This is a genomic window from Streptomyces sp. NPDC057543 (assembly GCF_042801895.1).
Taxonomy (GTDB): domain Bacteria; phylum Actinomycetota; class Actinomycetes; order Streptomycetales; family Streptomycetaceae; genus Streptomyces.
This window is the reverse complement of sequence record NZ_JBHVFF010000230.1, coordinates 1-14,241: the sequence shown is the minus strand read 5'-3', so window position 1 is coordinate 14,241 and position 14,241 is coordinate 1. Positions and strand designations below refer to the sequence as shown.

Annotated in this window: 8 protein-coding genes; 3 read left to right on the top strand and 5 right to left on the bottom strand. The window is 68.1% G+C overall.

Annotated features, from left to right (window positions below):
* Positions 1–52: 52 nt before the first annotated feature.
* Entirely contained in the window at positions 53–1,153 is a 1,101-nt protein-coding gene (locus ACFU8Q_RS30245) for an LCP family protein (RefSeq protein WP_384459734.1), read from the bottom strand.
* A 318-nt stretch (positions 1,154–1,471) separates the two neighbouring features.
* Here ACFU8Q_RS30245 and ACFU8Q_RS30240 point away from each other — a divergent pair, with 318 nt between their 5' ends.
* The 3 genes from ACFU8Q_RS30240 to ACFU8Q_RS30230 all read left to right on the top strand — a co-directional run bounded on the left by ACFU8Q_RS30240 (position 1,472) and on the right by ACFU8Q_RS30230 (position 8,165).
* Positions 1,472–2,554: a hypothetical protein gene (locus ACFU8Q_RS30240; protein WP_384459731.1), complete on the top strand. Its 1,083-nt coding sequence runs from the start codon at positions 1,472–1,474 to the stop codon at positions 2,552–2,554.
* Between the two features lie 321 nt (positions 2,555–2,875).
* A complete protein-coding gene (locus tag ACFU8Q_RS30235; RefSeq protein WP_384459728.1) occupies positions 2,876–6,673 on the top strand; it encodes a CDP-glycerol glycerophosphotransferase family protein in 3,798 nt (1,265 codons plus the stop codon).
* Positions 6,666–8,165: a hypothetical protein gene (locus ACFU8Q_RS30230; protein WP_384459725.1), complete on the top strand. Its 1,500-nt coding sequence runs from the start codon at positions 6,666–6,668 to the stop codon at positions 8,163–8,165. The genes ACFU8Q_RS30235 and ACFU8Q_RS30230 overlap by 8 nt, the downstream gene beginning before the upstream one ends.
* Here ACFU8Q_RS30230 and ACFU8Q_RS30225 read toward each other — a convergent pair.
* The 4 genes from ACFU8Q_RS30225 to ACFU8Q_RS30210 form a co-directional block, all read right to left on the bottom strand.
* Positions 8,136–9,107 carry an endonuclease/exonuclease/phosphatase family protein gene (locus ACFU8Q_RS30225; RefSeq protein WP_384459722.1) on the bottom strand — a complete coding sequence of 324 codons (972 nt, stop codon included), beginning with the start codon at positions 9,105–9,107 and terminating at the stop codon, positions 8,136–8,138. The genes ACFU8Q_RS30230 and ACFU8Q_RS30225 overlap by 30 nt on opposite strands.
* Positions 9,108–9,201: 94 nt before the next feature.
* On the bottom strand, positions 9,202–11,331 hold the full coding sequence (locus ACFU8Q_RS30220) for a 3-hydroxyacyl-CoA dehydrogenase NAD-binding domain-containing protein (protein ID WP_384459719.1): 2,130 nt from the start codon (positions 11,329–11,331) through the stop codon (positions 9,202–9,204).
* Complete coding sequence (locus ACFU8Q_RS30215) at positions 11,328–12,557, bottom strand: thiolase family protein (protein ID WP_384459716.1); 1,230 nt, start codon at positions 12,555–12,557, stop codon at positions 11,328–11,330. The genes ACFU8Q_RS30220 and ACFU8Q_RS30215 overlap by 4 nt, the downstream gene beginning before the upstream one ends.
* 368 nt (positions 12,558–12,925) lie before the next feature.
* Positions 12,926–14,200, bottom strand: a complete 1,275-nt coding sequence (locus tag ACFU8Q_RS30210; RefSeq protein WP_384459712.1) for an HRDC domain-containing protein — start codon at positions 14,198–14,200, stop codon at positions 12,926–12,928.
* Between the last annotated feature and the right edge of the window lie 41 nt (positions 14,201–14,241).

The following is a 14,241-nucleotide window of genomic DNA, read 5'->3' as shown; positions in this document are numbered from 1 at the left end:
GGGTGCTTTCACCCCGGGGCATCGCCGCATCGCATGCAGGTGGAACGGGTCATCAACCGCCGGTGGCGGGCGACTTCTTGGCGGACTCCGGAATGGTGGCGTCCTTACGGATCGCCTTCCACAGCTGACCGGCCTGCGGCTCCGCCGCCACGACCCGGTTGGGGTCCTGCTTGTCGTACGCCACGGGCAGCATGATGGTTTCCATCGAGCCCGGGTCGACACCGTTCATCGAACGGGCGAACTCGCCGAGCGACGTCAGCGAGGCCAGCCCGGAATCGGTGGTCAGCGATTTGGTGACCGAGTCGGCGATCTTGTACGAGTTCGTCGGACTGCCCAGCAGATCCTGGGACTTCACTTCGCTCAGCAGGGCCAGGATGAACTGCTGCTGGAGTCCGATGCGGCCGAGGTCGCTGCCGTCACCGATGCCGTGCCGGGTACGGACGTAGGCGAGGGACTCGGTGCCGTCGAGCTTGTGCGGGCCGGCCGTGAGGTCCAGCCCGGACGACTTGTCGTGGATGTCCTGCGGTACGTCGACCGTGACGCCGCCGATCGCGTCGACCAGGTCCTTGAACCCGGCGAAGTTGATCTCCAGGTAGTGGTCGATGCGCACCCCCGACATGCTCTCCACGGTCTTGACCACGCAGGCCGGACCGGCCAGCGAGTAGACGCCGTTGAACATCGCCCGCTTCTTGGAGGGCAACGTCGAGCCGTCGGCCTTGGTGCATTCGGGCCGGGTCACCAGGGTGTCGCGGGGTATGGACACCGCGACGGCCTTCGTCCGGCCCTCGGGTATGTGGATCACCATCGCGGTGTCGGAACGCGCGCCGCTGACGTTGCCGCCGCCGCCCAGTTCCCTGTTCTCCGCACCGGCCCGCGAGTCCGAACCGAGGACCAGGAGGTTCTGGCCGCTGGTGGGGAGCTTTTCGGGACGGTCGTCGCCGAGCGCCTTGTCGATGTCGACGCCCGTGATGTTCCCGTCGAGCCGGCTGTACAGCCAGTAGACGGTGCCACCCCCGGCGAGGAGGAGGACGAGCAGGACACCGAGGGTGATCTTGAGGCCGCGGCGGCGCTTGCGATCCTTCTTGCGGCCTCGGTCGGGCGACTCGGCGCGGCGCGAAGGGCGCGGCCCCGAAGGCATGACGTCGTGGCTCATTCCTGCTCGAGTCCCTTGTTCTCGTGGCCCGGGAGGGCTGGGGCGGGGTTGGACTCGGGTGGGGGGAGGGGCCGGTCCGATTTTCGTGGTGGATGTGCACTATAGACAGTCCGTCGACCGCGCGTACGAGTGCTGTGGAGCTCCTTACGGTCGCGCTGCCTCGACAGGGCCGGTGAGCGGCCCGGAATTGTCGTGCCCCGTGCCCCGGATGTGCCCTCGTCGCGGGGGTCTAGGATGTGGCAGATTCGAAACCCTGCGCGACTTGTCCTGCCGCGCGATGTGTCGGATGCCAGTTCTGGAAAGGGTGACTGCAGAACCATGCTCGGACAGGATGCCCGCGGAGTCCACAGGGTTGAGCCCGCGAGTCACGCGCTTCAGGGCATCTGGCTCGCCCGCGGCAAGGACGGCCGGCTCACCGCGTACGTTTCTGTCGAGGGCGGTCTGCGGCGCTGGACCGAGACGCGGCCGGGCGGGTCCGACTGGGGAAGTCCGGTTTTTCTGTCCGTGCCTGATCTGACTCATCTGTCGATCACCCAGGACAGCAACGCCTACGTGCACTTCGTCGGCCGACGTGAGCGAACCGCGGCTGACGGGCGGACGGTCGTCGCCGTCGTGTACGCCATCCAGTACCAGTCGGGTCTTGCGGTCTCGGAGTGGCGCTCGCTCGGAAACCCCCACAAGGACGCGGAATTGGCCCGTCGGCTCGGGGAGCCCGTCGCAGTGGTCACCGAATCAGGCATTGCGCACATCTTTGCCCGAAACGCGGAGGGCGGTCTCACTCTGCGACGCGAGCGTAGCGACGGTAAATGGCGGGGCTGGGAGGACCGGCGGGGTGGCGGGATCGAGGGCGCTCTCGCTGCCGTCGCGCTGACATCGGGCCGGATCGAGGTCTTCGCGGTCACCGGGAGCGGAACCCTGCACTGGTATCAGCGCGAAGCGGGCGGCGCGCTGGGGGAGGGTCATCCGTCGAGGTTCGCTGTCCGGCCCGGCACCCTGGCCGTGCTGGAGACCGGTCCGGACCGTGTGACGTACTACTGGACGGACCCCGGCGGTTGCGGAGTGGTGGCGTATCGGGCGGGAGGCTGGCCGATGGCCCTCGGTGGTGCTCCGGGCGACGGTGGTCACGCGGCGGCCCGTGCGTTCCTCGACGGTTATGACTGCACCGTGCTGGCCCATCGGGGAGAGGGCGGGACGGCTGTGATCGGCGTGGGCGTGACCGAGAACGAGTCCAACGGCGTGTGGTGGTCGGATACGGGAGTGGCCTGCAACGGCACGCCGGCGCTGGCCCAGGATGCCTTCGGGCGGCTGGTCGTGGCTGTGGCCGCTGAGGACGGTCGTCCTCGGGTGGCCCGCCAGACGGATAATCCGGGCCTGTCGCTCAGTGAATGGCAAACGCTCTGAGGGAAGCCGGATCGGGCGTTCTCACGGCCCGACGAAACTGCGCCGGGTGCGCCTTCCCCGGATGGTTGTGCTGCCGTTGGCATGACATGAATCACGCCCGCGTGTCCAGCACGTCGCGTAAGTCATCGCCAGACCTGCACATTGACATTCTTTAATGTTCATTTAAGATTTGCGTCTGTCGTGACAGCCTCGACAGTTGACCGACTGGCGATCGGTTAGGGGCGCTTCTGGGCAGTCGGAGGCTTGGCCGGGGCGGTGTGCAGAGTTGGATCTTGGTGGTGAGGCAGGCGTTCACCGCTGCCGTGAACTGGAGTGTGAAGCATGGCCGATGGGCCCCGTCTGAGCGTCATCGTCCCGTTTCAGGACGTTGAGATCTACCTCGACGAGTGCCTGGAGTCCATCGCGCGTCAGACGTTCCAGGACTTTGAAGTCATCATGGTCGATGACGGTTCGACCGACAGGTCCACGGCGATAGCTCATGAATTCTGCTTGCGGGATCCGCGTTTCCAGCTGATACGCCAGGAGGCGCACGGACCTGGTCACGCTCGGAACACCGGACTTCGAGCCATGCATGCGGCGGGCGAGTTCCTGGTATTCGCAGACGGCGACGACGTCATTCCCGAGTACGCCTACGAGTTGCTGATACGCACCCTCTCCGAATCTGGATCGGATTTCGTCTCCGGCAATGTCCAGATGATGAACTCCACCAAGAAGTGGCAATCCCCCCTGCATAAGGGGCCGATGCAGCGCGACCGCCGGGGAACTCATATCACGCGGTTCGAGGCGCTCATCTACGACCGCACCGTATGGAACAAGGTATTTCGTCGTTCCTTCTGGGACTACCACTTCATACAGTTCCCCGAAGGAGTCCTCTACGAGGACTCCTGGGTCAACATGTTTGCGCACTTCCGGGCGCGGAAGGTCGATGTCATCACCGATATCGTCTACTTCTGGCGCCGCCGCGAAGGCGGTGCGGCCCCGTCCATCACCCAGCGGCACACCGAGGTCAGCAATCTGCGGGACCGGGTCGCCGCAGTGCAGTCCGTCAGCCGCTTCCTCGGCCAGCACCGGTCACGCTCGTTCAGGGAACACAAGCGCAAGTACGACCTGGCCTGCCTCAAATCGGACCTCATGCTCCATCTCAAGGTGCTCCCCGACGCGGACGAGGAGTACCGCGACGCCTTCATGCGCTGGGCCCAGGAGTTCCTGAGCGAGGCCGACGAGGACATCATCGAGGAACTGCCCGCCGATGCCCGGGTGAAGTGGCTCCTCGTCCACCAGGGGCAACTCGACGAACTGCTCGATGTCATCGAGTTCGAACGCAAGGGCGGACCGCTGCCGGTACGTCGCCGCCTGCGCCGATACCTGAACTACCCGCACCTGGGCAACCGTAAAACAGGCCTCTACAAGCGCGATTACCGGCTCGGCAAGGAACTCTCGGCCTACAGTTCGCTCACCGGTGCCCATTGGAACGCCGAGTGGCTGACCCTGACCGGCTCCGCCTATGTCCGCTTCATCAATGTGCACAAGCGGCACATGTCCACCAAGATGATGGCGCTGCGCAACAAGAAGACGGGCAACACGCTCGTCAATCTGGCCAGGACGACGTTCTATCCCCAGGCGACCGAACACTCCAACCAGAATCGTTACTGCTACGACTGGGCCGGCTTCGAGGCCAGATTCGACACCACTCGGCTGAAGAAGAAGGGGGAGTGGGTCGAAGGCACCTGGGACGTCGCAGCGGGTGTGTTCAGCCGCGGACTCTTCCGGTACAAGAGCGTCGGCCGCGGTGGATCGGGTACGGCCGCCAACCCGCCGTACCGCTATGTCGACAAGAACACGCGTATCATTCCGCTCTTCGTGCAGGGCGGACTGAAGCTCCGCGTCGAAGTCGTCCGTTGCCGTATCACCCGGCACCGCGTCGTCGGCGAGAATCTGGAGCTCGGCGGTGTCCTTCTGGGGCCGAAGGTCCCGGAGTGGGGCAAGCTCCGGGTGGTCAGCATGAACGGCGCGGGCCGCCACGAGTCCTGGCTGTCCTTCCAGCACGGCGGCGAAGGCTGGTGCACCTTCGTCACCCGTGTTCCGCTGCGCAACCTCGTGCCCGGCTCGCGTGCCGACGGAGACACGTCCGTACCGCAGGCCTGGACCATGGGCAGCAACGGCTGGAAGATGACCGTCCACGTGGAAGGGCGCAAGGCGCCGCTCTACCCGGTCATGGCCGAGGGAACCGAAGACGGTCACTACCGTATGCCGGCGAATCTCCAGACCGCCCGGAGCGACCGGGAGGTCGTCGTCCACCGCAACGGCTCCGGCTATGTGGTGCTCTTCGAACGCGACGCGCTGCCGCTGCTCACCGAGCACTCCTGGCGTGAGGACGGCTCGCTGGAGCTCATCGGCCTCTATTCCTGCGCGGAACTGCTGCCGCCCGCCGAGCGGATGACCGCCCACGTGGTGGTGCGCTCCCGTGCGCACGGCGCGGAGCGGGCCGTACCGCTCGAGTGGGACGGAATCCGCTTCCGCTGTGTGGTGGCCCCCGCGGCCATGCGGACGCTTGCCGGGGCCATCCCACTCGCCGCGGGACGCTGGGACTTCTTCCTGCGCCGCCAGGACCCCTCGTCCGTGGCCCCCGCCGATCGTTCACCCGACCTCATGTTGAAGATCGAGCAGGACCTCATCGGCACCTTCCCCCAGGAGTTCGAGGTGAGGGGCCGGGGGTACGACCTCCAGGCGGAGGCGTACGACAGGCTGTCGCTCCTCGTCCGGTCCGCGATGGCCGAGGACGCGAGGGGCCCTTACCGGCAGAAGCTGCTGCGGACCAAGTCCTATCCCCAGGCCCGCCGCCAGCCGATCAAGCCGGCCGTGCTGTTCGACGCCTTCAAGGGCACGCAGTACTCGGACAGTCCGCGGGCCGTCCACGAGGAGATGGTCCGGCGCGGGGTCGACGTGGAGCACCTGTGGGTGGTGCGCGACGACCAGGTCGAGCTGCCGCCCACGGCCCGGCCGATCCGCATGTGGTCGCAGGAGTGGTACGAGGCGCTGGCGACCTCTCGCTACATCGTCGCCAACAACCACCTCCCCGACTGGTTCGAGAAGCGTTCCGAGCAGGTGGTTGTACAGACCTGGCACGGCACGCCCCTCAAGAAGATCGGCCACGACATCGAGGCCGTGCACTTCGCCGACCAGCGTTACCTGGAGCGGGTGGCGAAGGAAGTGCAGAACTGGGACATGCTCGTGTCCCCCAACAGCTTCTCCACCCCGATCCTCAAGCGGGCCTTCCAGTTCCCCGGCGAGATGGTCGAATGCGGCTATCCACGCAACGACATCCTGCGCCGCCCGGGAATGGAGCGCCGAGCGGCGGAGATCCGGCGGCGCATCGGCCTGCCACCGGGCAAGCGCGTCATCATGTATGCCCCTACCTGGCGCGACGACCAGTTCTACGCCCCCGGCAAGTACAAGTTCGACTTCCGCATCGACCTGGCGGACGCCCGTGCCCGGTTGGGCGCGGACCATGTGCTGATGGTGCGGAGGCACCCGAACGTGGTGGACCCGGTTCCGGGCGCCGGTGACGGCTTCGTCTTCGACGTCTCCGACTACCCGGACATGGCCGACCTGTCCCTGATCGCCGACGTGATGATCACGGACTACTCGTCGCTGATGTTCGACTACGTCAATACCGGACGCCCGATCCTGTTCTTCACCTATGACCTGGACCACTACCGCGACACCCTGCGCGGCTTCTACTTCGACTTCGAGCGCAAGGCACCGGGGCCGCTGGTGTCCGAGTCGGCCGAACTGATCTCGGCGATCCGGGACATCGACCGCATCCAGACGAAGTTCGCCGGCCGTTACCGCTCGTTCCAGGACGAGTTCTGCGATCTCGACGACGGCTACGCCTCGGCCCGCCTGACGGACCACATCCTGATCGCGGGAGGCGACCTCGACAACGCCCTGCCTCCGTCGGGACAACGGGCGCTGCCCGCCGCCTCCCGCCCGCCGGCGGCGCCGCCCGTCCACGACATGTTCACGCCGGTCCGGCCGCCGACCGGCGCCGTCCAGCAGGTCCCGTATCCTTCGGCCGGATCGCAGCACGAGGCCAGATTGGATTCCGCACATGCCTAACGCAGCTTCCGGAGGTGTCCTGCACAGCGGCATCGAGGCCTCCGGGAGGTATCCCGTCCAGTACCGGTTCAGCCATGCGAAGAAGGGCAACCGCCACCTGGTGGTCGTCTTCGCCAACTTCTCCGCTCCTGACGAATACGGCTGGTCGAACGGCGTCTTCGACAATCTCCGGTCCAACATCCTGTGGATCCGCGACCTGTTCGACGGCAAGAACAGCTACTACCTGTGCAAGGGGATGGACTTCGAACTGGAGAGGTCCGTCATCACCCTCATATCCAACGTGATGAACTCGCTGGGCCTCACCCCGGACCAGTGCACCATGTGGGGCGGTTCCAAAGGCGGCAGCGCGGCACTGTACTTCGGCTTGAAGTACGGCTTCGGGAACATTGTGTCGATCGTCCCGCAATTCAAGATCGGCACCTACCTGGAGAAGCACCCGACCGTCGCCGAGTTCATGATGGGCCAGGTCACGGAGACCAACGTCCGCGTCCTCGACAACGTGATTCCCGACCTCGTCCGAGCGGGCGCGAACCGCGGGGCCAACATCTACGTGCTGTCCTCGCCGCAGGACGAGCAGTACCCGATCCAGGTGGAGCCCTTTCTCGGCCTCTTCAACGGCTACGAGAACTTCAACTTCATCTTCAGCGACTCCCCTCACATCTCCGATCACACCCAGGTGACCCGCAGGAACGTCCCCATGCTGATGGGGCTCATCAACTTCCTCATCGACGGCATGGCGCCTCGTCTCGGCTTCGCCCGCAACGGCAACGAGCAGCCCGATACCGACAGGTCCGCCATCGACGGCTACCTCAAGGCCACGTCCCAGGTGAGTTCGTCGTTCCCCGCTCCCGTGGTCTTCACGCCGGCGCCGGGCCACGAGGCCCACGGGCCGACGGTGCAGTTCACCGGCTCCGCACCGGGTGCGGTCCGGGTGAGTCTCTGGGAGAACGGCAAATTCCTTTCGTCGCCCCAGGTCGGGCCGGACGGGAACTGGGTATGGCGGCCCGACCGCCCGTGGACCGTGGGCAAGCATGTGGTGAGGTTGTTCGCGGTGGACCCGGCGGGCTTCCACTCCGCGCGGACGGAGACGGTCTTCACCGTCGCGGCACACGTCTCGGCGGCCACGGAAACCTACACTGCGGACGCCCCGCACGTCCCGGCGCAGCAGCAGAGCAGCCCGTCGCCCGCCGCACCGGTGGTCTCCGTACCGGCGCCGGGACAGCAGCTGCCGGGGTCGTTCGTCGGCATCATGGGATACGCCCGGGGCGCGGTACAGGTGGAGTTCGTCGAGAACGGCATGCGGCTGGGCATGACCCCGGTCGCACCGGACAACAGCTGGTCGTGGGAGTCGGGCTGGTCCTGGACCGAGGGTCCGCACACCGTAGAGTGCTACGCAGTGGACATGCACGGCAACGAGTCCCAGCGCACCGCGATCGCTTTCGGAGTGGTGAACGCCTACGCCTCACCGGCACCGGACTTCGCCCCCCGTTGACTCCGCGCCGGCGGACCGGCCTACCCGACAGCCGGTCCTGACACGCATGACGAGCGCCAGGTGGTCGGACGCCCCGGTGTCGCGTACCGAACAGTGGGTCCGCGGCAGGTCGGTGAACAGATAGTCCACCTTGTGACCTGTGCGATGAGTCGCCCTGCCGCTGCGCGAGGAAGCGGACTTCTGGTCGCACTCCCGGTAGCGGCGGTAGGTGTCGTGCGGCCAGATCCAACTCTCCTTGTTCCAGGCTGCCGGCGCCGCACTGTTCATGTCACCGCCGAACACCGTGCGCGAGCCCGCCGCGCCCACCAGCGACTTGAGTTGGTCGTCGCGCAACTCCCAGGACGGATGCGCCCGGTCGCTGCCGGGGAGGCTGAGATGTGCATTGCACACGCGGACATCCCGGTCGGTGATGGTGGCGCAGAGGATGCCGCGGTGCAGGCCGACCGCAGGCTGTTGGGTGGGAACCAGCGAGACCCGGGACAGCGCGGACATGGCGAGGATCGCGATGCCTGCCGCCCCTTGGTCCTGTTCCGTGCAGCGGACCGCGCTGTACCGTCCCCTGACGTCGCGATAGGCGTACTCCCGGAAGGTGCTGCGCCATTCCTTGCCCAGTTCCTTCCGCGCGGCCGTCAGATCCCCGGCGCAGACTTCCTGCAGCATGATCACGCGAGCGCCGTCGGCGTCGGCCAGCTGCTTCAGCGCCTGGATCTTCTGCCGGCTGCTGCCGGTGTCCTGGCAGTTCCACTGCCGTACGTCGCACATGTTCCAGGTCGCGATCCGCAGGTGTCCCGCCGCCGAGTCGGCGGGCTTCGCATGACTGGGCAGGAGCAGGACGGACACCAGGACGAGAGTGATCAGGGCCGAGACCATCAGGACGAGCTTCGGGAGCCGGAAGCCTGCTGCCACGGCCGCCTGCGGCAGCGCCCGGGCACGATGCGGCACGACTCGTTCTCCCTCTGCGCTGTTCCGAGCCCGAATGAGCGAACGGGCCGTACGGAGATGATCCCGTACGGCCCGTCAGCGGAGAAACCGGGTGCTACGCCGGAACGCTCGCCACGCCCTGCGCCAGGAACTTCCTTCCGTTCACCCGCTCCGAGACGCCCTCGCGGTCCAGGTACGGCGTGATGCCGCCCAGGTGGAAGGGCCAGCCCGCGCCGGTGATCAGGCAGAGGTCGATGTCCTGGGCCTCGGCGACGACGCCCTCGTCCAGCATCAGGCCGATCTCCTGCGCCACCGCGTCCAGGACCCGGTCGCGGACCTGCTCCTCGGACAGGACGACAGCGCCCTGCTTGAGAAGCGCGGCGACCTCCGGGTCCAGCTCCGGCTTGCCGGAGTCGTAGACGTAGAAGCCGCGCTTGCCGGCCTTGACGACCGCGGCCAGGTTCTCGGAGACGGTGAACCGGTCCGGGAAGGCGCGGTTCAGGGTCTCCGATACGTGCAGGCCGATCGCCGGGCCGACCAGCTCCAGCAGCACCAGCGGGGACATCGGCAGACCGAGCGGCTCGATGGCCTTCTCGGCGGTCTCGACCGGGGTGCCCTCGTCGATGACGTTCTGGATCTCGCCCATGAAGCGGGTGAGGATGCGGTTGACGACGAACGCCGGGGCGTCCTTCACCAGCACCGCGGTCTTCTTCAGCTTCTTCGCCACACCGAACGCCGTGGCCAGCGAGGCGTCGTCGGTGCGCTCGCCGCGGACGATCTCGAGCAGCGGGAGGATCGCGACCGGGTTGAAGAAGTGGAAGCCGACGACCCGCTCGGGGTGCTGCAGCTTCGACGCCATCTCGGTGACCGAGAGGGACGAGGTGTTGGTGGCGAGGATCGCGTGTGCCGGGGCGACCGCCTCGACCTCCGCGAACACCTGCTGCTTGACGCCGATCTCCTCGAAGACCGCCTCGATGATGAAGTCGGCGTCGGAGAAGCCCTCCGCCTTGTCCAGCACACCGGAGACCAGGGCCTTCAGGCGGTTGGCCTTGTCCTGGTTGATGCGGCCCTTGCCGAGCAGCTTCTCGATCTCGGCGTGGACGTAGCCCACACCCTTGTCGACGCGCTCCTGGTCGATGTCGGTCAGCACGACCGGCACCTCCAGACGGCGCAGGAACAGCAGCGCCAACTGCGAGGCCATCAGACCGGCACCGACGACGCCGACCTTGGTGACCGGCCGGGCCAGCGCCTTGTCCGGAGCGCCGGCCGGGCGCTTGGCGCGCTTCTGGACCAGGTTGAACGCGTAGATCCCGGATCGCAGCTCGCCGCCCATGATCAGGTCCGCGAGGGCCTGGTCCTCGGCGTCGAAGCCGGCGCCCAGGTCGCCGTTCTTCGCCGCGGCGATGATGTCCAGCGCGCGGTAAGCGGCCGGGGCCGCACCGTGCACCTTGGAGTCGGCGATGGCCCTGCCGCGGGCGACGGCCTGGTCCCAGGCGTCACCGCGGTCCACGTCCGGGCGCTCCACCGTGATCGTGCCGTTCAGCACGGACGCGGTCCAGATCAGCGACTGCTCCAGGAAGTCCGCACCCTCGAAGAGGGCGTCGGCGATCCCGAGCTCGAAGACCTGCTTGCCCTTGAGCTGGCGGTTCTGGTTCAGCGAGTTCTCGATGATCACGGAGACCGCGCGGTCGGCGCCGATCAGATTCGGCAGCAGGGCGCAGCCGCCCCAGCCGGGAACCAGACCGAGGAAGACCTCGGGCAGCGAGAACGCGGGCAGCGCCTTGGAGACGGTGCGGTACGAGCAGTGCAGACCGACCTCGACACCGCCGCCCATCGCCGCGCCGTTGTAGTACGCGAACGTCGGGACGGCGAGACCGGACAGACGCCGGAAGACGTCGTGACCGCCCTTGCCGATGGCCAGCGCGTCCTTGTGCTGCTTCAGCAGCTCGACGCCCTTGAGGTCGGCGCCGACCGCGAAGATGAACGGCTTGCCGGTGATGCCGATACCGACGATCGCACCCTCGGCGGCCTCCTTCTCGACCTGGTCGATGGCGGCGTTCAGGTTCGCCAGCGACTGCGGTCCGAAGGTGGTCGGCTTGGTGTGGTCCAGGCCGTTGTCCAGCGTGATGAGGGCGAACCTGCCCGCGCCCGCCGGCAGGTCGAGGTGGCGCACGTGCGCCTGCGTGACGACCTCGCCGGGGAACAGCTCGGCCGCACCCCTCAGAAGCTCAGTGGTGGAGCTCACTTGTTGCCTCCGTCTGCCGTGTCGAAGTGCGGGTTCTCCCAGATGACCGTCGCGCCCATGCCGAAACCGACGCACATGGTGGTCAGGCCGTAGCGGACCTGCGGCTGCTCCTCGAACTGGCGAGCCAGCTGCGTCATCAGACGCACACCGGAGGAGGCGAGCGGGTGACCGTAGGCGATCGCGCCGCCGTACTGGTTGACGCGCGCGTCGTCGTCGGCGATGCCGTAGTGGTCGAGGAAGGCGAGCACCTGGACGGCGAACGCCTCGTTGATCTCGAACAGTCCGATGTCGTCGATGGTCAGCCCGGCCTTGGCGAGGGCCTTCTCGGTCGCCGGGATCGGGCCGTAGCCCATGACCTCGGGCTCGACACCCGCGAAGGCGTACGACACGAGGCGCATCTTGACCGGCAGGCCCAGTTCGCGGGCGACGTCCTCGGCGGCGAGCAGCGAGGCGGTGGCGCCGTCGTTGAGCCCGGCGGCGTTACCGGCGGTGACCCGGCCGTGGGGGCGGAACGGGGTCTTCAGACCCGCGAGGGACTCCAGCGTGGTGCCCGGACGCATCGGCTCGTCGGCGGTGACCAGGCCCCAGCCCGTCTCGCCCGCCTCGGCGTTGGTGCGGCGCACGGAGATCGGCACCAGGTCCTGCTGGATCTTTCCGTCGGCGTACGCCTTGGCGGCCTTCTCCTGCGAACGGACCGCGTACTCGTCCGCACGGTCCTTGGTGATCTGCGGGTACCTGTCGTGCAGGTTCTCCGCGGTCATGCCCATGAACAGGGCGGACTCGTCGACCAGCTTCTCCGACACGAAGCGCGGGTTCGGGTCCACGCCCTCGCCCATCGGGTGGCGGCCCATGTGCTCGACACCACCGGCGACGACGACGTCGTACGCGCCGAAGGCGATGGAGCCGGCCGTCGATGTGACGGCGGTCAGGGCGCCCGCACACATGCGGTCGATGGAGTAGCCGGGCACGGACTGCGGCAGCCCGGCCAGGATTCCGGCGGTACGGCCCAGCGTCAGACCCTGGTCACCGATCTGGGTGGTCGCGGCGATGGCGACCTCGTCGATCTTGGCGGGGTCGAGGTCCGGGTTGCGGCGCAGCAGCTCCCGGATGGCCTTCACGACGAGATCGTCGGCGCGGGTCTCGTGGTAGATGCCCTTGGGGCCCGCTTTGCCGAACGGGGTGCGGACGCCGTCGACGAAGACGACGTCCCGGATGGTACGAGGCACGGTGGCTCTCCTCCAGGGTGCGGGATGGCACTGCTGCGGGGCACGCCCACAGGCGCGCCGCTCCCCTCATGCTACTTGCGGGTAACCAGACTGCCCACCCCTTGCGGCGGGAGCGGCGAAGGTCACACGCGGACGGGCCGGCCGCGAGGACCGTTTCGTCCTCAAACGCCGGACGTCCTCGCAGCACTGCCCGCCGGGTGCGTGGCAGTGCCGCCCCCCGGCACGGTCCGGAAAGCCGCCGACGCGGCACGCCGAAAATGGCAGATCGCCGGACGGGGCGGAGAAAACTGCCCGTCCGGCGATCGAGGACGCGGTACGACCCGGGGCTCGCGCAACCTGGCGTGATTACGACCCTCGACGGCGACCCCTCAGGCCGTGGACTTCAGCGAGCGGACCAGGAGCGGGGCCACCTGTTCGATCTGCCAGCGCCGTGCCCCGTACCCGATGAGTGCGGACTCGATCGCGTCCGGGGTCGGATTCTTGGGCGGCTCCCAGCAGACCCGGCGCACGGTGTCCGGCGTGATCAGGTTCTCCTGCGGCATGTGCAGCCGCTCGGCGAGCTCCGAGACCGCGGCGCGGGCGGCCGCGAGCCGGGCCGCCGCCGCCGGGTCCTTGTCCGCCCAGGCGCGGGGCGGCGGGGGACCGGCGAGGGTCTGGCCGGGCTGCGGCAGCTCCGAGTCCGGCAGCGCCTTGGCCCGGTCGATGGCCGCCTGCCACTGCTCCAGCTGCCGGCGCCCCATGCGGTGGCCGAAGCCGGGCAGGGCGGTCAGCGCGTGCGCGTTCGGCGGGAGGGCGAGCGCGGCCTCGACGATCGCGGCATCGCCCAGCACCTTGCCGGGCGAGATGTCCCGGCGCCGGGCCACCTGGTCACGGACGGTCCACAGCTCCCGGACCACCGCCATCTGACGGCGGCGGCGGACCTTGTGCATGCCGGAGGTGCGGCGCCACGGGTCCTTGCGCGGGGGGGCGGGCGGCGCCGAGGCGATCGCGTCGAACTCCTCCCGCGCCCACTCCAGCTTGCCCTGCCGGTCGAGCTCGTCCTCCAGGGCGTTGCGCAGATCGATCAGCAGCTCGACGTCGAGCGCCGCGTAGCGCAGCCAGGGGTCGGGCAGCGGACGGGTGGACCAGTCGACGGCGGAGTGGCCCTTCTCCAGCGAATATCCGAGCACGCTCTCGACCATGGCGCCGAGGCCGACCCGCGGGAAGCCGGCCAGCCGTCCGGCCAGCTCCGTGTCGAAGAGCCCGGTGGGAGCCATCCCTATTTCGCGCAGGCAGGGCAGGTCCTGAGTGGCGGCGTGCAGGATCCACTCGCTGCCGTGCAGCGCGTCCCCGAGTCCCGACAGGTCCGGGCAGCCGACCGGGTCGATCAGCGCGCTGCCCGCGCCGTCGCGGCGCAGCTGCACGAGGTAGGCGCGCTGGCCGTAGCGGTAGCCGGAGGCGCGCTCGGCGTCGACGGCGACCGGGCCGGAGCCCGAGGCGAAGGCGGCGATCACCCGGGCGAGGGCATCGTCGGATGCCACCACCGGGGGAATGCCCTCGCGAGGTTCGAGCAAGGGGATCGGCGCCGGGGCGACGTCGTCCGGGGGAGCGCCCCCGGTGGTTCGCAGTGAAGTGTCTGCTGCGGTCTCTTGGGCGTCGGTCACGTGTCAAGGGTATCTGTGTATGCACGGCGCCCGTCGACGGA

Excerpts from the sequence above, each read along its gene's own strand:
- ACFU8Q_RS30245 (WP_384459734.1), bottom strand. The coding sequence starts at position 1,153 with ATGAGCCACGACGTCATGCCTTCGGGGCCGCGCCCTTCGCGCCGCGCC.
- ACFU8Q_RS30240 (WP_384459731.1), top strand. The coding sequence starts at position 1,472 with ATGCTCGGACAGGATGCCCGCGGAGTCCACAGGGTTGAGCCCGCGAGT.
- ACFU8Q_RS30235 (WP_384459728.1), top strand. The coding sequence starts at position 2,876 with ATGGCCGATGGGCCCCGTCTGAGCGTCATCGTCCCGTTTCAGGACGTT.
- ACFU8Q_RS30230 (WP_384459725.1), top strand. The coding sequence starts at position 6,666 with ATGCCTAACGCAGCTTCCGGAGGTGTCCTGCACAGCGGCATCGAGGCC.